Source organism: Dendrosporobacter sp. 1207_IL3150, from assembly GCF_036763085.1.
Lineage (GTDB): Bacteria > Bacillota > Negativicutes > DSM-1736 > Dendrosporobacteraceae > JBAIYU01.
In genome coordinates this window covers 291,699-309,225 of sequence record NZ_JBAIYU010000017.1, presented here as the reverse complement: position 1 = coordinate 309,225, position 17,527 = coordinate 291,699, and the positions used below count along the sequence as shown (strand labels likewise).

The 17,527-nt window shown below is 37.1% G+C and carries 20 protein-coding genes; 3 read left to right on the top strand and 17 right to left on the bottom strand.

The genetic code is table 11. The features are described from left to right. The first annotated feature begins 60 nt into the window (after positions 1–60). Positions 61–1,434: a VanW family protein gene (locus V6C17_RS10670; RefSeq protein WP_333522551.1), complete on the top strand. Its 1,374-nt coding sequence runs from the start codon at positions 61–63 to the stop codon at positions 1,432–1,434. 51 nt (positions 1,435–1,485) lie between these two features. Here the strand turns inward: V6C17_RS10670 and lexA are convergent, their stop codons facing one another. The 3 genes from lexA to V6C17_RS10655 all read right to left on the bottom strand — a co-directional run bounded on the left by lexA (position 1,486) and on the right by V6C17_RS10655 (position 3,922). Then, complete coding sequence (gene lexA / locus V6C17_RS10665) at positions 1,486–2,106, bottom strand: transcriptional repressor LexA (RefSeq protein WP_333522550.1); 621 nt, start codon at positions 2,104–2,106, stop codon at positions 1,486–1,488. 121 nt (positions 2,107–2,227) lie between these two features. Continuing rightward, the gene (locus tag V6C17_RS10660) at positions 2,228–3,208 is read right to left on the bottom strand and encodes a site-specific integrase (protein ID WP_333522549.1); all 981 of its coding nucleotides are present in this window, start codon (positions 3,206–3,208) and stop codon (positions 2,228–2,230) included. A gap of 105 nt (positions 3,209–3,313) precedes the next feature. Beyond that, complete coding sequence (locus V6C17_RS10655) at positions 3,314–3,922, bottom strand: ribonuclease H family protein (RefSeq protein ID WP_333522548.1); 609 nt, start codon at positions 3,920–3,922, stop codon at positions 3,314–3,316. Positions 3,923–4,123: 201 nt separating this feature from the next. Between V6C17_RS10655 and V6C17_RS10650 the strand changes: the two genes are divergently transcribed. Together V6C17_RS10650 and V6C17_RS10645 are read left to right on the top strand one after the other, a co-directional pair. Next, positions 4,124–4,336, top strand: a complete 213-nt coding sequence (locus V6C17_RS10650) for a ferritin-like domain-containing protein (protein WP_333522547.1) — start codon at positions 4,124–4,126, stop codon at positions 4,334–4,336. Between the two features lie 24 nt (positions 4,337–4,360). Next, positions 4,361–4,741: a spore coat protein gene (locus tag V6C17_RS10645; protein WP_333522546.1), complete on the top strand. Its 381-nt coding sequence runs from the start codon at positions 4,361–4,363 to the stop codon at positions 4,739–4,741. A 69-nt stretch (positions 4,742–4,810) separates the two neighbouring features. Here V6C17_RS10645 and V6C17_RS10640 read toward each other — a convergent pair whose 3' ends face one another. The 14 genes from V6C17_RS10640 to V6C17_RS10575 all read right to left on the bottom strand — a co-directional run bounded on the left by V6C17_RS10640 (position 4,811) and on the right by V6C17_RS10575 (position 17,526). After that, entirely contained in the window at positions 4,811–5,812 is a 1,002-nt protein-coding gene (locus V6C17_RS10640; protein ID WP_333522545.1) for a hypothetical protein, read from the bottom strand. 72 nt (positions 5,813–5,884) lie between these two features. Beyond that, entirely contained in the window at positions 5,885–6,808 is a 924-nt protein-coding gene (locus V6C17_RS10635) for a patatin-like phospholipase family protein (RefSeq protein ID WP_333522544.1), read from the bottom strand. A 144-nt stretch (positions 6,809–6,952) separates the two neighbouring features. Then, complete coding sequence (locus V6C17_RS10630) at positions 6,953–7,666, bottom strand: class I SAM-dependent methyltransferase (protein ID WP_333522543.1); 714 nt, start codon at positions 7,664–7,666, stop codon at positions 6,953–6,955. 37 nt (positions 7,667–7,703) lie between these two features. Beyond that, the gene (locus tag V6C17_RS10625; RefSeq protein WP_333522542.1) at positions 7,704–9,176 is read right to left on the bottom strand and encodes a sensor domain-containing diguanylate cyclase; all 1,473 of its coding nucleotides are present in this window, start codon (positions 9,174–9,176) and stop codon (positions 7,704–7,706) included. A gap of 90 nt (positions 9,177–9,266) precedes the next feature. Next, positions 9,267–9,806, bottom strand: a complete 540-nt coding sequence (locus tag V6C17_RS10620) for a 2-oxoacid:acceptor oxidoreductase family protein (RefSeq protein WP_333522541.1) — start codon at positions 9,804–9,806, stop codon at positions 9,267–9,269. Further along, the gene (locus tag V6C17_RS10615; protein WP_442891475.1) at positions 9,803–10,573 is read right to left on the bottom strand and encodes a thiamine pyrophosphate-dependent enzyme; all 771 of its coding nucleotides are present in this window, start codon (positions 10,571–10,573) and stop codon (positions 9,803–9,805) included. Before V6C17_RS10615 ends, V6C17_RS10620 begins: the two co-directional genes overlap by 4 nt. Then, positions 10,557–11,624: a 3-methyl-2-oxobutanoate dehydrogenase subunit VorB gene (locus tag V6C17_RS10610; RefSeq protein ID WP_333522539.1), complete on the bottom strand. Its 1,068-nt coding sequence runs from the start codon at positions 11,622–11,624 to the stop codon at positions 10,557–10,559. Before V6C17_RS10610 ends, V6C17_RS10615 begins: the two co-directional genes overlap by 17 nt. A 13-nt stretch (positions 11,625–11,637) precedes the next feature. After that, positions 11,638–11,841: a ferredoxin family protein gene (locus V6C17_RS10605; RefSeq protein WP_333522538.1), complete on the bottom strand. Its 204-nt coding sequence runs from the start codon at positions 11,839–11,841 to the stop codon at positions 11,638–11,640. Between the two features lie 214 nt (positions 11,842–12,055). Further along, positions 12,056–12,634, bottom strand: coding sequence for a phosphate propanoyltransferase (gene pduL, locus V6C17_RS10600; protein ID WP_333522537.1), 579 nt, complete (start codon positions 12,632–12,634; stop codon positions 12,056–12,058). A gap of 66 nt (positions 12,635–12,700) precedes the next feature. Beyond that, positions 12,701–13,048 carry an ASCH domain-containing protein gene (locus V6C17_RS10595; RefSeq protein WP_333522536.1) on the bottom strand — a complete coding sequence of 116 codons (348 nt, stop codon included), beginning with the start codon at positions 13,046–13,048 and terminating at the stop codon, positions 12,701–12,703. Between the two features lie 22 nt (positions 13,049–13,070). Beyond that, a complete protein-coding gene (locus V6C17_RS10590) occupies positions 13,071–14,234 on the bottom strand; it encodes an LL-diaminopimelate aminotransferase (protein WP_333522535.1) in 1,164 nt (387 codons plus the stop codon). 84 nt (positions 14,235–14,318) lie between these two features. Next, positions 14,319–15,599, bottom strand: a complete 1,281-nt coding sequence (locus V6C17_RS10585) for an amidohydrolase (protein WP_333522534.1) — start codon at positions 15,597–15,599, stop codon at positions 14,319–14,321. Continuing rightward, positions 15,592–16,263 carry a class II aldolase/adducin family protein gene (locus V6C17_RS10580; RefSeq protein ID WP_333522533.1) on the bottom strand — a complete coding sequence of 224 codons (672 nt, stop codon included), beginning with the start codon at positions 16,261–16,263 and terminating at the stop codon, positions 15,592–15,594. Before V6C17_RS10580 ends, V6C17_RS10585 begins: the two co-directional genes overlap by 8 nt. A gap of 21 nt (positions 16,264–16,284) precedes the next feature. After that, positions 16,285–17,526: an adenosylhomocysteinase gene (locus V6C17_RS10575; protein WP_333522532.1), complete on the bottom strand. Its 1,242-nt coding sequence runs from the start codon at positions 17,524–17,526 to the stop codon at positions 16,285–16,287. Between the last annotated feature and the right edge of the window lies 1 nt (position 17,527).

Below are 17,527 nucleotides of genomic sequence, written 5' to 3'. Positions count from 1 at the left end.
GGTATCATAGTTAAGTTTAGATTTTTAATAAATTATAGATTAATCGGAAGGATGCTTGGTGTGAAAAGCGTTATGCCAAAGCGGGTTACAAACTTCATTGCTTTTTCTACTCTAATTGTTTTGTTTAGCAGTATAGGATTAGTCAGCGCAAACTTTGCATTTATGTTTACCGATAAAATATACCAAGGAGTATTTGTAGACCAACTACCTCTAGGTGGGTTATCGATTGATAAAGCTGCTGAAAGAGTTTCAAATTCTTATCAATCTAAAACCAAAAATAAGCCACTTTTGATTCTTAAATATCAATCTCAAACATGGACCATTTCGCCTGAAGACATTGATCTCAATATTAACACGACTGAAACGGCTTTAAATGCATATAATGTTGGTCGCTCTGGTACTCTTATTGAAAACCTAACTGAAAGATACTATTCTTTAAATAGCGGTATTAATGTACCATACAGCCTTAGCTACGATAAGGCTAAATTATCTTCAATTTTAAACAGGATAGTTGCGCCTATTAATAAAGAACCTAAAAACGCAACAGTAGCAATACAAGGATCTTCTGTTGATATTATACCGGAAACTAATGGTCACATGATTGATATTTCTAAATTATTAGAGATATGTGATGAGCAAATGCGTACATCCATCAATGCCGAAATTAATCTGCAATTTGAAGTTATTAAGCCACAAATTACAAATCAAGACCTAGTTCAAATCGACAGCGTTATTGCAAGTTATACAACTGAATTCGACCAATCTCATAACAACCGTGCGCAAAACATATATTTAGCAGCTAAGAGTCTGGATGGGTTATTGGTCAAATCGGGCGAAATTATATCTTTTAATGAATTAGTGGGTCCAAGGGTTGAGGAATCTGGCTTCAAAGAAGCGCCAGTATTTATAGAAGGTAAAATTGTTCCGGATTGGGGTGGCGGTGTCTGTCAGGTGAGTAGCACTCTATATAATGCCGCTGTTCTTGCCGACTTAGAAATAATCGAGAGAACGTCGCACTTCAGGCCTCCTGCATATGTACCTGTAGGCCGGGATGCTACAGTCGCAGATAACTTAATTGATTTCAAGTTTAAAAATTCATTAGAAAACGCTATCTATATATTAACAAAAACTACTGGATCGAAATTAACAGTTTACATCATAGGCAAACAGATTAATACAGCTCCCGAAATTGAGATCATAACAACTGATAGTAAATCTATTGAGCCAAGCACTATAATAAAGCAAGATCGAAATCTAGCATTTGGAAAACGGGTTATAGAAACAGAAGGGCAAAAGGGTATTAATATTACTACACACCGCATTAGAAAAGTGAACGGGGTGGAGATAAGTAGAGAATTCCTTGCTTATGATGAATTCAAGCCGGTAGATAAAGTAATAGTAGTAGGAACTAAAACAACATCTAGCAATAAATAGAAAAGCAAACTGTCCACCAATTTGAAAGGACAGTTTGCTTTTCTTTTATTGCTAGACTCTACGATAAACACCAATAACCTTCCCTAGTATAGAAACTTCTTTTGAATATATAGGTTTCATTGAATCGTTTTCAGGCTGTAAACGAACAGTTTCTTTTTCTCTAAAAAACCGTTTAACCGTAGCTTCCTCACCATTAAGCAAAGCAACGACTATATCATTATTATAGGCACTATTTTGTTCACGGACTATTACATAATCACCATCAAATATTCCGGCATTGATCATACTATCCCCCTGAACGGTAAGCATAAATATCTGCTGATCTTTCCCAACCAATTCAGTAGGGAACGGGTAAACTTCTTCAACATTCTCAACAGCTAGTATTGGTTGGCCAGCTGTAACACGACCGATTAATGGAACCGCAGTCATTTGTTTCTGACGCCAAGGCGCATCGTCTAATATTTCAATTGCTCTTGGTTTATCTGGATCACGTCTAATAAGCCCAAATTCTTCAAGTTTTGATAAGTGACTATGTACAGTCGAACTTGAGCTTAGACCTACAGCTTCGCCAATTTCACGTACGGATGGTGGATAACCCTTTGCCCTTAAAGTATCTTTTATATAAGAGAGTATTTGTTTTTGTCTATTATTTAAAAGAGATTCCTTATTCACAGCATCAGCTCCTAGTTAGTATCTTCCAATTATATTATAGCAAAAAAAGTTTATCTTGCAAACATTCGTTCGGCGATACGTTGTATATGAATTCCTGTGCAAGAACGTTAGGACACTGAATTTAAAACATCTTATTTAACGCGTTACTTTTAAACAAATTGCCTTGCTCTATATATCTTCTAACCATCTTTTCCGATTTATGGCGGGTTTGCTGCATAATTGATCTCTCATCTACGTCATGTTGAGCAGCACTTGTTGCAAATCCTCGTCTTAAACTATGCCCCGCGAAATCGTCGGCGTTAAGGCCAGCCAATCCAGCATATTTTTTAACAATTATAGCAACGGATTTATCACTTAAACGTCTTTCTCGGATTTGCTTATATTTATTTAGCGGACGAAACAGGGGACCTTTCTTAATCTGAGCTATATTAAGCCAATTTTTGAGAGCAGTAACTGCACAAGCATCAACTTTAGTATTGTAAGGAATAGCTATATATTCACCTTGACCTTCTTGGTCTCCTTTAGATTGATGAATTAGAATTATTACGCCGTCACGTGTAAAAGTTAAGTCTTCGGCATCAGTTTTAACAAGCTCTGATCGGCGGAAAGCACCCATAAATCCTGTTAAAATTAGAGCCTTATCCCTAATTCCAGCAATATCATCAGTATCAAAATAAGGGACTATATCTTCTAAATCTTCAAGTAGGAGAGGGGACTTGCCTCTTTGAATAGTCCCTTTTTCGCGTTTTATGGCATCTAAAGCATTTCTCACTAATCCACCGCGACATGGGTTATTGTCTAAAAAACCACCAGCTTTATGGTTTTCAGAAATAGCACTAATTCTCCTTGATACCGTATTAGCTTTGGCATTATCAGCTAGATCATTAATATAATTTACAATCGTTTCAGGCTCAGCTGGTAAAGCCTGTAAGCCAGTATGCGAACACCAATCATAAAAATCAAGCCAATCCGATTCATAAGCACGCAAAGTATTTTCGGCTTTAGATTTTCTCATACGTTTTTTACTTTTTTCAGAAAGTTTATCATTATTTTCAATCAAGTTGCTTTTGCGTAATACGAAATCTTTATTGTCTATAACCACAAAATAAATACACCTCATATTCTTGCCTCAACTTCCGATAACTATAAATTATCGGAAGTAATGATTTGGAAAATAAACCACAGGCAAAATATCCTCGTTTTGACTTCAATTTCTATTCTTTATTGCTTCTTTTGCTAGTTTGTCTGCTAACTCATTTCCTTCGACGCCAGTATGTCCAGCCACTTTATTGAACTTAATCATCTTCAAGTAGTTACGCGAAAACTCGGCATAAGCTTGAGTGAATTTATTGTTAGTTTTCCATCGACCAGTAGCCCATTCAGAAATACCAATATAATCGTGATGAATCGTAACTAGATCGAGTCCTTGCTTATCTGCCCATTTAATTGCTTGTACTGCAGCTTCTAACTCGCCAGCGACATTATGAATAGATGCAGCTTCAGAATCTTTACCTAAACCACTTTCAGTATGTATTAACTTTTGATCTTTGTAAACCACAAAAGCCCAACTGTACTGCTTATCTGAATAACTGCCGTCAACGTATATATCATAACCTAAACAGCTGCCCGTTTCGTCAATTACCTCAGAGCTCATTGGATTATCTGACATATAACTTTCTGCGTCTTGGGTATTAGTAAAACTTTTATATAATGCCCCAGGGTATCCATGTACATGTTTTTTACAATCTTCCCAGGTTTGATATAGTCCAGGTACGCGTCCAACCTTTACGCAATAAATTTTCTTTACAGCTGCCATATAAGAATAAATTTCCTCCTTAGATTACTTCCGATAATTAATACTAGCTCATATTAACCTTAGTTCGACAATAACCATTAGTTTTTCCTCTATAATCTAATTATCGATCTTAACTTATAATATTTCTTTTACTTAACCTTCGCATAAAAAATTACCATAATACACAAATTAAGGGTAAGTTATAAGTGGAGGTGAACTGCGATGACTAATACCATGTTAACACAAAAGGAAAGATCCTATTTGGAAGACGCACTAGAAATGGAAAACTTCTGCATAAGCAAATATAATGTTTACGCAGATCAATGCCAAGATCCTGATTTAAAAGATATTATGTTCAGTATCTCTAAAAATAAGCGCCAGCATGCCAACAGAATTAAGCAGTTACTCGGCAAATCAGTTAATACTTATCAGTAAGCAAAGAAAATGAGGTGATTTTAAATGAGAAATATGAGATCGAGTCAAAATAGACTTTCTGATCGCGATATGCTTCTTGATCTTCTAAATACTGAAAAAAGCATGTCTCACATGTATGATCATGCTATCATGGAATCTTCTAATGAAAATGTCCGTTACGCTTTTGAGGAATTCCAACATGATGAACATGAAAATGGTCATCTTATCTTTAAGTCTATGCAGGAACGAGGCTGGTATAATAGCACTACAGATGTAAGAATGCCAAAATCGAATTACATCAATGCTGGTCGCTCAAATCGAAATGCAGCTACAAGCGATTATGCAGTCACTAGCGGATCTGAGCAATTCGGATCAAGGCTTTCGCGTGGCAGTAACCGGAGAGTTACTAATAATTCATTTGTTTAAGAATAAAGAGGTAGGCAGGATATTCTCTCAAATTCCAGCCCACCTCTTTTTAGGTTTTGTTCTAACAAATTAAAATCTCACATTTAGGGTATCTAGTACATTGTCGATGCGATTAAACATAGTTGCACTTTCAGACCCGGCGAATAGTAAACCAACTGCATAATTATCTTCAGACAGAATAACGGATCCACTATCCCCTGGCATACTCATAGGACCAGCAAGTATCTGGTCGGCAAATAATGCCGACTCGTATTTATTTACATTTACTCTAATTGTAACATCAGTAGCTAAAATAATGCTCTGAGTTACTCCAGAACTTCTCCCGCTTTTCTTAATTGTCATACCAATTTTAGGATCTTTTGTTCCAAGGATATCTCCTATTTCAAGAACTTCTGAAATAATACCATTAGGATCATTTGGAACTGCAACAGCACAATCTACTATATTTGCTTGCTCATTATTTCGCAATACCTGTACTCTATACTGTGGTTTAATCATACCAATCAGCTTATTTAGCACATCTTCGAACAATTTAGCATACTTGCATTGCGGCGAATTTAATTCTCGGTATATTGGTATATATTTGCTTAAAGTCCCTATTACATTATTACCGCCTTCACTATTATCAAAAAACCCTGGTTGTATAACGGAATCACCAATCAAGGATCTGTTATCCTTGCCATCCGTCAAATTAGCAAGAACATGGTTATTGGAAAGGATAAGAGGTGCCCCAGTGTCTCGATCATAAACGACTGCCCCAAAGGTGCCAGCAGAAACTTTATAATGCCCGATACTAATACCTGGCTGAGCTGGACGCATAATTTTCTTGCGGTCCGAATGAAAACAAATGTCACCTACTTCAATTACGTCTGTAATCATTCCGTCCATTTTAGGCGGGATAACCGAGCTGCGTTGCAAGTCATTTCTTTTTATTTTTTTTCTAACTAAAATAATAAGAGCCTCCTGCTTAGTATCTGACCCTCTAACAATTTTGTTACCACGTCCTATTCCAACTACATTATCCATTTCTCTGAAATGGTAAAAATGCTGATTAAAAATACCTCTACTCATGATATACCTCCATGTCAGCAAGAAGTAGAAAAGTCTACTTTATGATATGAAGGTAAATAATTGCATGTAACGTTAGGTAATTATTTTTTTTATTTCTAGTATTTTCTCTTTTGTTGCTTGTTCTCCCCTCAAAATAGAAAGTGACACATTTTTCATTTCTTTAAAGTTTATATCAAAAATATTGGGCCTAATTATTACATTGGCATATTGTTCCGCTTTTAGCAAAGTTACTTCACGATTCATAATATCTATACATTGTATTAAAATTTCTCCCACTGAGTGAATATCATAATTAGGTTGACCTGCATAACCTAGATCTACAGCAATAATAATATCTGCTCCCATATGATTTAAAATATCAGTTGGTAAATTATTCTTAACAGCCCCATCTACCAAGGTCATTCCCCGATATTTTTTAGGAAAAAACACTCCAGGTATGGATATGCTCGCACGTACAGCATCGGTCAGCAAAGAGTTATGATAATATCTTGCATTTAAAATACCACGGTTACCAGGTAAAGGTGTCGTAAAGAATACTGTATCGGCAGAGTTGATATCAACGGCTGTAATTGCTAGGGGAATAACTGTATCTCTTAAAGTACGTTCCTGCCATAGACTATAAAAATATTTCTCTATTTTATCACCTTTTACCAAGCCATTTGGTAGTACAGACCAAAAGCGTGACATACCACTGAATAACCATTTCATACCATGTTTTACAAGATCTGAAACAGTTATTTTTAAATCAACAAGTTCAGATGTCTTAATTTTCTTAGCTAATGATTCCATCTGCAAAGGAGTATAACCGCATGCATAAAGTGTTGCAATAATAGCTCCAGCGCTTGTTCCTGCTATAAAATCAATAGGTATGCCATTAGCTATTAATGCCTTAAGTACCCCTATGTGCGTTAGTCCTCTTATCCCACCGCCGCTAAGAGCTACTCCTATTTTAGGCCTTCGTCTTGAGTATATTTTATCATTAATTTTAGCTAACATAATTATCACCTCACACACGCCTCTGTATTATGCTATGAGATGACTAACTAAGACTGTTCCACTTAATATTCGGAATATACATATTAGATATACTACATAGTAAAAATAGCTGTTGAAAGAAACCATTGTCTCTTTCAACAGCTATTATTCCTTTTGTGCTAATATAATCATACGCGGAGTTTCCATTCCATAAGGTCGTTGATCGAATGCACCATACGTTGTTATAATTTTAAATCCGCAATGGTTAAGATTAGAAACCATTTCTGATAACGAATATGCTCTTAAAGCAAATTCGTATTGTTTTTTTTCGCCTGTGACCTGGTTATTTAATTGTCTTTTTAGAGTAGCCATTCCTTGCTTTAATTCAACCTTATACGATAGAACATATTCACCGCTAGGGTGTCGCCAATACCTATTTAAATTATTGTGGACCATCCAATCACGATTAAGTAAGTCAATTAAAAACAGACCTCCGGGCCGTAAAGCTTTTGATATCAGTTCTAATACTTTAATGTTTTCTTCATCCGTAAAATATCCAAAGGCAGCGAACATATTAATAACAGCATCAAATTGATTAATATAATTTAATTCACGCATATCACTAAGTTGAAAGGTAATTTCAACTTTTTCTTCTATCGCCTTCTGATAAGCTATGTCTAGAAATGATTGGGTTGCGTCTACGCCAACAACGTTATAGCCAGCTTTAGCTAATTCGATAGCATGACGACCATACCCACAATATAAATCTAGAATATTTGATCTACGTGGCAAATTAAGAACACTGGTGATAAAGCGTACCTCTTGCTCTGTTCCTGCTAATGAATAACTCTTTAAGTCGCCAAATAATTCTTGCGTCATCTCTTGACACCTCGATTAACTAACATAAATAGATCCGTTAATTAGATTTATCATTCTTATAAAGACATGTTCGATTTCTTGTCTTTTTTGCTAAGTATAATGCTGAATCAGCATTATTTATCAGTTCAATATCTGTATCAGCATATTTAGGGTAACCGGCAACACCAACACTTACGGTAAGTATACCTTTAGGCTGATTCACGCAATTTGGAAAACAATGTCCCTCAATGGCCTTACGAATTCTTTCAGCTATTTCGTGTGCCTCATCTAATGTTGTTTCTGGCAAAAGCACGGCAAATTCTTCACCACCATAGCGAAATACATGATCAGTATCACGACACACTCTTTTAATTAGAGCTGCTACAGTAAACAACACCCTATCACCCATTAAATGTCCATTACTGTCATTATAATGTTTAAAATAGTCTATATCAATCATAAACACAGCCAGGGGCCGTTTATATCGATACGCTCTTTTAATCTCTTGTTGTACTATTGTTCGAAAATAACGATAATTATATAACCCAGTTAATCCATCTGTAATAGCCTGAAGCTCAACATTTGCTACATGCTTGGCGTGAGCGATTGTCATTGCAATTTGACTAGAAATTGATTTAAGTAGATCTAAATCATATGGTTGTACTACACTATCTTTACTTACTTCAATATTAAGAACGCCTAGTACCTTGTCATCTACAATAAGTGGCAAAGCAACTTCGCGATAAGCATTAGTATTCGCATCAATATATCTGTGATCTTTTAGGACATCATCAACGTATACCAATTCCCTAGTCATAGCAGCATAGCCAGTAATGCCTTTACCTATCGGTATCCGCATATTATTGTTAGTATTCCCGCGTGACGCTCTTACTCGAAGCTCATTACTTTCTTCATCTAACAATAATATTGATACATCATTATATCCAAACTCTCGAGTAATTCCATCTAGAATTTCTGCTAATACTTCCTGTTCATTTACGGTTTTCTGCACAATAGAAGTTATGCGAAATAAAGCGGCAATTTTTTTGTGCGCCTGCTCAATATCCATCAGGTGAAAATCTAGACTCGACATAGATACACAAAGCTCACGATTAACAGTTTCGTATTGTTCAGCCATACATGTAAATTCTTCTTCTAGCAACATATTCTCTGTCACATTCTGAATTAGCACTAAAACGCAATTAGACGATTTTAAGTCTTCGAAGTAGAAGTTAAAATACTCAGAGAGGCCTTTATAACTATTATGTTCTATCTTTTGTATTGCCATTTGCGAACCGCTATTTGCACACTTGATATAAGACGCAAAAATAGTATTGGCCGTTTGTACGCCCAATACTATTTTTAATATTCTGTAAAAATCTTTTCCTATTATATATTTTAGCTTGGAACTCGAATGCTTAGCGTAATGAGCATGTTTAATAACACCTGAATAGTTAATCGCAAGCATTGCTGAAGGAATCGTATTAGTAACTAAATTCATCATTGATTTATAAATTAGTAGATCGGTCAAAGTAAATCAACCACCTCAGTATACAGTACATATAATTATTCTATATTTAAATGAATATTCCTGCATTTAATCTATATACCAGTACGGAATTTATTTACCTATAACATCCAATTGTCCACGTTCAAAAGCAACTGTATTAAGAGTAACAATATCTGGTTTACTATTAAAGACTTTATTCAAGGATTTTATTATAGAATCTTTTTCAACTATATCTATTTTTTTTAGCATTGCACCTAATGTAACTATATTTGCAACTCGTTTGATTCCTAACTGATCTGCAATGTCATTGGCTGGTATTTTTATTGTTGTAACATCATCACGTAATGGATCTCGTGAAACGAGAGAACTATTGACTATTATTGTGCCACCCGCTTGAACTGACTGCTCAAATTTAAATAAAGAAGGATTGTTCATTGCAATTAATATAGTTGGCTCTGATACAATGGGTGCGCCAATCACTTGATCCGAAACAATTACCGAGCAATTCGCTGTGCCTCCACGCATCTCTGGCCCATATGAAGGAATCCATGAAACATGTTTTTTTTCAAGCATTCCTGCGTATGCAAGCAATTGACCCATAAGCATTATTCCTTGTCCCCCAAAACCTGCAATAATAATTTCATGCGTCACTTCAGCACCTCCTCTGAAGCCTTAAGTACTCCTAAGGGAAATTGCGGGAACATGTTTTCCTTCATCCAATCTACAGCTTTCAATGGACTCATTCCCCAATTTGTCGGGCAAGTGGATAAAACTTCTACCATTGCAAAACCCAATCCTTTCATCTGAATATCAAAAGCCTTTTTAATACATTGCTTAGCCTTTGTCATATGAATTGAGTCATGAACTGCAACTCGTGCAACGTAAACTGCTCCATCTATAGTAGCTATCATTTCAGATAACCGAAGCGGTTTGCCAGTTCCTTCCGCACAGCGCCCATAAGGTGTAGTATTAGTAACCTGCGAAATTAACGTTGTTGGTGCCATCTGCCCCCCGGTCATTCCATAAATCGCATTATTAATAAATATAGTACTTATCTTTTCGCCACGCACTGCTGCGTGGACAATTTCGGCACAACCGATAGCAGCGATGTCACCATCTCCCTGATAAGTAAAAACTAGGTTTTCAGGGTGAACACGCTTTACTCCTGTTGCTACCGCAGGCGCCCTTCCATGTGCAGCTCCAACCATATCGAAATTAAAATAATCATAAGCCAATACGGAACAGCCGACTGGGGCAATACCAATTGTCGTAGCTTGCAGGTGAGTTTCGTCTATTATCTCTGCAATGAGACGATGAACTAATCCATGATGGCAACCTGGGCAGTAATGTGTAGGAACATCTGTTAATGATTTGGGTCTAGTAAAAATTTTTTCAACCACGTTATTGTTCCCCTCCATTACTATAATATTTTACAATCTGTCCATAGATTTCTTTGGTGCTTGGAATCATACCACCCATTCTTCCATAAAAATACACAGGCTTGCATCCATTAACAGACAGCCTAACATCTTCTACCATTTGTCCAGCACTTAACTCTAAAGTTAAAAACGCTTTCGCAGTATTCGCAAGTTTTGTGAATATATCCACTGGAAATGGCCATAATGTTATCGGCCTAAGTAATCCCACTTTGTAACCATCTTTTCTTGCCTTATCAATCGCAGATCGAGCTATCCTCGAAGTTATACCATAAGCAACAATTATAAGCTCTGCTTCATCGGTATTATATTCCTCATACATTACTTCTGCTTTGCTAATATCATAGTATTTTTTTTGTAATCTTAAGTTATGCTCTTCTAACTGGTTGGGTATCAAATATAAGGAATTTATTATATTTGGCTTACTGCGCCCTCTTAATCCAGTAGCTGCCCATGGTTTTGGGGTGCTAGCTAATATTCTTTCAGGAAGTAGCACAGGTTCCATCATTTGCCCAAGTGCTCCATCACCTAATACCATGACAGGATTTCTATATTTGTCGGCAAGATCAAATGCTTTTATGGTGTGGTTTACTAATTCTTGTACCGAATTTGGAGCAATTACTATATTTCGGTAATCTCCATGTCCTCCGCCTTTTGTTGCTTGAAAGTAATCAGCTTGTGAAGGCTGTATACTACCAAGTCCTGGACCGCCGCGAGATATATTGACAATTACGCAAGGTAATTCTGCGCCAGCTATGTAAGATATTCCCTCTTGTTTTAGACTAATACCAGGACTTGAGGATGAAGTCATAGTTCTTGCGCCTGCACCAGCCGCACCGTAAACCATGTTAATCGCAGCTACTTCACTCTCTGCTTGCAAAAATACACCGTTTACCTCAGCCATACGTTTTGCCATATATTCAGCTAATTCGGTCTGAGGTGTTATTGGATAGCCAAAATAATATCTACAACCTGCAGCAATTGCGGCTTCACCTATAGCCTCATTGCCTTTCATTAGAACTTTTTCCGACACTATCTTCACTTCCTTATTTATAGATTTCGATCGCAATATCAGGACATGCTTTAGCACACAAGCAACACCCAATACATTTCGACACATCTACACAATTAGCTGGATAGTAGCCTTTACTATTAAATTGATTTGATATTTCTAATATCTTTTTTGGACAAGCAACTGTACATAACGCACATCCTTTGCATCTTTCCGAATTAAACAAGGGTTTAGGCATTAGTTTCCCCTCCCATTCCTTAAGCACAATAGTATAATTATTTAGCTATACTTAATTGTATGCGGACTCAAGATAACCTTCGCAGATTTTTAGCAAAAACATACTGTATTCATAATGAAAGTCATTTGATAATTTATCAAATGACCATTACGACTTTTTAACAAAAATAGCAATAAAAAATCTTGCAGATAATGAACTGCAAGATTTTTTATTGCTATTTTTTAATTAATTCCATTGTGTCGCCAGTTTTACACATCGCAGCGTTGGCTTCATCAGTATCAAGATGCATTTCAAGTGCAAATGCGTCATTTACTCGTATCAATACATTGTCAAATAATAATCCACGTTCGCCGCCACATCGTACTTGAACGATTTCCTTGTCGCTAACACCAAATTCCGCAGCATCTGTAGGAGTCATATGAATGTGTCTCATTGCGACAATTACACCTTGATTTAGCTGAACAGAACCTTTAGGTCCGACTATAGTTACACCAGGTGAATTTTGAACATCTCCAGAATCACGAACAGGAGCTTTTAAACCAAGCTTCATTGCATCAGAAAGCGAAACTTCAACTTGGGTTTGTTTACGTTCAGGTCCTAGAATTCTAACACCTTTAAAGGTACCTTTTTCAGAAACAATATCAACTTTCTCATTGGAAGCAAACTGCCCTGGCTGAGAAAGATCCTTCATTACAGTAAGCTCATATCCTTCACCAAAAAGAATATCAAGGTGCTCACGTGATATGTGTACGTGGCGGGCCGACACACCGGCAGTAATTTGTTTTGCTGACATAAAAAAAACACTCCTCTAGTAATTAAAATTCCCTGGTTAAACTCCAGGTGTCTATATTTTGACTAGTTATTCGATGATTTCTGAAAAATAAACAACGGTTACGATATCACTTGGTGCAAGCGTTCTATCGTAAATAGACTCCAAAAATTCAATAATATCATCGATACTAGTAATATCAGGGTTTTCACCTTGCAAATCCTGAATGGTTAGTTCAGAAATAGGCTTAACAAGAACTCGATCTATTACGGCAGTATATATTTTTTTCTTTGGCGCAAATCGCTTGCCTACAGTAACCCAGACTATATCTCCATCTTGGTATTTAGTGCTTTTATCTCCTCGTCGAATCGTACAAGTCTTACGCCTGCAAACTAATTGATTATGATAGTTAGACGAATAAAAGTTTAAGGCCCGCATGGTTTTATCCTCCTTCAATCAATTATCCAATCCATTGCTTTATTCTTCTCACTGCCTCATTCAGTCTATTCTCTGGTTGTACAAGAGCAAATCTAATGTATCCCTCACCAAATGTACCAAATGCTACACCAGGAATTGATGCAACTCCCGTATTATACAGCAAATCAGCCGCAAATTTAACTGATGATTGATCAGTAGGCACAGGTGCCCATATATACATGCTTGCCTTTGGCCTGTCTATATTCCAGCCAATATCATTAAGACCTTCTACTATTATATCACGTCTAATCTGATACTTCATCGAGGTATCTATAACACATTGCTGAGGACCAGTGAGTGCAGCAATTGCAGCTTTCTGTAGCGGATAAAAAATACCATAGTCAAAATTAGACTTAAGACGTCCTAATAGTTCGATAACTTTAGCATTACCTACTATATATCCTACACGGCATCCAGCCATATTGTATGTTTTTGATAATGAGTTGAACTCAATACCAACATCTTTTGCACCAGGTATCGACAAAAAGCTCTCTGGTCGATATCCATCAAACACTAAATCACTATAAGCAAAATCGTGACACACAATAAACGAATACTTTTGGGCGTATTCTATAACTTTCGTAAAAAAATCTTTGGATGCAACAGCCGCTAAGGGGTTATTAGGGTAGTTCAAGATCATAATTTTAGCTTTTTTTAGAACTGATTCAGGAATTGCTTCCAAATCAGGCAGAAAATCGTTTTCACGTTTGAGCGGCATATAATACAATTCTGCGCCAGCCATTAACGGTCCAGCACTATAAATAGGATAGCCAGGGTCAGGTATCAAAACAATGTCACCCGGATTTGTCAAGCATAGACTAATATGAGCTAATCCTTCCTGTGAACCAATTAATGAGTGCACCTCTTTTTCGGGGTCTAACTTAACACCAAATTTTTGCCCATACCAGTTTGCAACTGCAGTCAAAAAATCAGGAACGCCTTTGGATAACGTATACCCGTATTTACCGATATCGTTAGCCGCTTCTACTAGTGCTTTCACGATATGTTGGGCAGGTGCCATATCAGGGCTTCCAATACTAAGCGTAATTACATCTTTACCCTTAGCTAGTTCAGCTTTACGCATCTCATCAACCTGAGAAAAAATAGCTGATGTTAGCCCCTTCATTCGTAAGGCCTGTTCAACCATACCATCCCTCCTACTATACCTATAAATTATGTATTCGAGATGTATGCCGCGTTTCCTTTCGCGCTAATGTAATTAAGCCTTAAATCATCGGGTTAGTCTCATTCCGCGTACATTAACCTCATATACTAAACGCTCAGTATCAATTGTTGTTAACTGCTTATTTTCAAGAACTACGCTGCCATTGATAATAACAGTATCAACATCACTTGAAGCAGCTGAATATGTTAATAATGATAGCAGATCATGTTTAGGTTGCCAATGAAGTCCACTTGTATCGAACAAAGTAATATCGGCTTTGAATCCTTCTTTAATTTTTCCAGTAATTCCTGATAAGCCTAAGGCCTTGGCTCCATATTCGGTAGCCATAGAGATTGCGGTTTTAGCAGGAACAGCTAATGGATCATTATTCCTAACCTTATGTAATAAGGCTGCTAAACGCAGTTCTTCTAACATGTCCATATTATTATTGCTAGCAGCACCATCTGTGCCTAATCCTACACAAATTCCAGCCTTTAACATCTCTTGTACTGGTGCTATGCCACTTGCAAGTTTCATGTTGCTGCCAGGATTATGGGCAACTCTAACCTTTTTATCCCTCATAATTTCTATATCTTCAGGTGATAAGTGAACACAATGAGCAGCAAGCACACCACAATCAAGTATTCCTACTTCATCCATTAAGGCAATTGGGGACTTACCATACTTTTGTTTGCACTCTTCAACTTCACCTAATGTTTCAGACAAATGAATATGTATTTCAGCACCCAACTTACGCGACAAAGCAACAACCTTTTTTAGATACTCAGGAGGACATGTATATGGTGCATGCGGACCAAGCATAACGGTAATACGTCCTTCCGCGGAGTTATTAAATTGATGGAAGAGCTCTTCGCTTTCGCACAATGCTTGTTCTGCAGTCGGAGCTACTCCCGCCATTCCTCGAGCTAGTACTGCTCTAATACCGCTTTCTGATACCGCTTTTGCAACGTCAGGCATAAAAAAATACATATCAGAAAAAGTAGTTGTGCCGGATTTTATCATTTCTGCTATTGCTAATTGCGTCCCCCAATAAACATCTTCACCAGTTAAGCCGGCCTCAGCTGGCCATATTTTATTTTGCAGCCAATCCATAAGCAGCATGTCGTCAGCGTAGCTGCGAAACAATGTCATTGCTGCATGGTTATGTGTATTAACGAATCCTGGTACTGCCAGCTTGTTAGTGCAATCAATAATTTTATCTGCTTTCCATTCGACCGAAATATTTCCTATCTGAATAATCTGAGAGCCTTCAATGGCAATATCTGAAACACTAATCATGCCATCACTTGTCAAATACTCGGTATTTTTCAATAATATTTTAGACATTGCCCTGTCCTCCTTGACGTTTGCGGTACTCATTTAGATAAAACTCATGCATAACTTTAGTATCGGCAATACTTAAAATCTTAACATCACCAATTTGCTTAGCATATATAAATATTTGTGCCGCTTTTTCTACCAAGGCACAGGCTGTCATAGCCTCATCAAGTGTCCCTGCACAACATACAAGGCCGTGATTTGCTAATAACACAGCATTTTTAATTCCCAATGCTTTTACAGCATTCTCTGCTAATTCAGGAGTACCATTTAAAGCGTAATCAGCAACTTCGACGCTGCCCCCAACGCACTGTACAACATCTTCCACTATTGGTGGTATAGCATGACGTGATACTGCACAGGCACTAGCAAAAACACTATGGGTATGTATTATTGCTGCAACATCTTTCCTCTTCTTGTATATTGCAAGATGCAACGATAGCTCAGAGGATGGTTTAAGATCTCCATTAAAAACATTGCCGTCAATGTCTACAAGAACTATATCGTTTATTGATAAGGTCTTATAATTGCGACCTGAAGGTGTAATTGCTATAAAAGGAGTATTCGGAACCCGAGCGCTAAGATTGCCCCAGGTTCCAACTATAAGACCACTATCAAGTAGTTCACAGCCGCAGCTAATTATTTTTTCTTTAATATTAGCCTCGTAATCCACAAAATTCAACTCCTAAGAAAGCTACGCTTGGTTTAAGTATTGTTCCTGATCGACAGTCAACTTATCAATATTTATCCCCATAGCTTGAAGCTTGAGTGTCGCTACACGCGCATTCATTTCTTCAGTTATAGGATAAACTTTATTTGTTAAATCTTTATGGTGTTCAGAGATATAAATTGCAGCCAACGCTTGAAGAGCAAAAGATAAATCCATAATTTCCGTAGGATGTCCGTCACCTGCTGCCAGGTTTACTAAACGCCCTTCGGCCAATAAATATACTTTTCTACCATCTTCTAGGGCGAATTCTTCAATATTTTTGCGGACTGTCTTTTTCGAAACTGATAACTCTGCCAGATCCTTTTTATTAATCTCTACATCGAAATGACCAGCATTAGCTAATATTGCACCATTCTTCATTAATTTGATATGCTCGCTTCTGATAACATCCTTACAACCGGTTAAAGTAACAAAAATATCCCCAAATGCTGCAGCTTCTTCCATTGGCATAACTCTAAATCCATCGAAAACAGCCTCAATAGCCTTAATAGGATCGATTTCGGTAACTATTACATTTGCACCTAAGCCCTTTGCTCGCATTGCAACGCCTTTTCCGCACCAGCCATAACCTGCAATTACCACAGTCTTACCAACAACAGTAAGGTTTGTTGTACGCATTATTCCATCCCATGTCGATTGTCCAGTACCATAACGGTTATCAAATAGATATTTACAATAGGCATCATTTACAGCTACCATCGGAAACTTTAACTTGTGCTCTGCTTCAAGCGCCCGTAATCTAATGACACCAGTAGTTGTCTCTTCTGACCCTCCCAATATTTTACCGGCTAAAGCATTTCTTTCTCCGTGAAGTAATGAAACTAGATCTCCACCGTCATCAATAATTATATCTGGTTCAGTATCTAAAGCCTTATGTAAAAAATGTTCATACTCTTCTTCCGTGCAATTATACCAGGCAAACACGGTAACACCCTGTTCTACTAATGCAGCAGCTACATCATCTTGTGTAGAAAGAGGATTACTTCCAGTTACAACAACATTTGCACCTGCGTTTTTTAGAACAAGTCCTAAATACGCCGTTTTAGCCTCAAGATGCATGGTTACAACAAGATTCTTTCCGGCTAGAGGTTTTGTCCTAATAACCTCGTCGTTAAGTGTATTTAAAACAGGCATAAATTGTTTAACCCAATTTATTTTGGCCAAACCTTCTTGTGCAAGAGTTATATCTCTAATAATAGATTCCATT

Bases quoted from the DNA above. Each gene is read 5' to 3' on its own strand.
- V6C17_RS10595 (WP_333522536.1), bottom strand. From the start codon at position 13,048: ATGCGGGCCTTAAACTTTTATTCGTCTAACTATCATAATCAATTAGTT.
- V6C17_RS10650 (WP_333522547.1), top strand. From the start codon at position 4,124: ATGACTAATACCATGTTAACACAAAAGGAAAGATCCTATTTGGAAGAC.
- V6C17_RS10575 (WP_333522532.1), bottom strand. From the start codon at position 17,526: ATGGAATCTATTATTAGAGATATAACTCTTGCACAAGAAGGTTTGGCC.
- V6C17_RS10605 (WP_333522538.1), bottom strand. From the start codon at position 11,841: ATGCCTAAACCCTTGTTTAATTCGGAAAGATGCAAAGGATGTGCGTTA.
- V6C17_RS10640 (WP_333522545.1), bottom strand. From the start codon at position 5,812: ATGAGTAGAGGTATTTTTAATCAGCATTTTTACCATTTCAGAGAAATG.
- V6C17_RS10615 (WP_442891475.1), bottom strand. From the start codon at position 10,573: ATGGAGGGGAACAATAACGTGGTTGAAAAAATTTTTACTAGACCCAAA.
- V6C17_RS10585 (WP_333522534.1), bottom strand. From the start codon at position 15,599: ATGTCTAAAATATTATTGAAAAATACCGAGTATTTGACAAGTGATGGC.
- V6C17_RS10590 (WP_333522535.1), bottom strand. From the start codon at position 14,234: ATGGTTGAACAGGCCTTACGAATGAAGGGGCTAACATCAGCTATTTTT.
- pduL (WP_333522537.1), bottom strand. From the start codon at position 12,634: ATGTCAGCAAAACAAATTACTGCCGGTGTGTCGGCCCGCCACGTACAC.
- V6C17_RS10645 (WP_333522546.1), top strand. From the start codon at position 4,361: ATGAGAAATATGAGATCGAGTCAAAATAGACTTTCTGATCGCGATATG.
- V6C17_RS10635 (WP_333522544.1), bottom strand. From the start codon at position 6,808: ATGTTAGCTAAAATTAATGATAAAATATACTCAAGACGAAGGCCTAAA.
- V6C17_RS10630 (WP_333522543.1), bottom strand. From the start codon at position 7,666: ATGACGCAAGAATTATTTGGCGACTTAAAGAGTTATTCATTAGCAGGA.
- V6C17_RS10655 (WP_333522548.1), bottom strand. From the start codon at position 3,922: ATGGCAGCTGTAAAGAAAATTTATTGCGTAAAGGTTGGACGCGTACCT.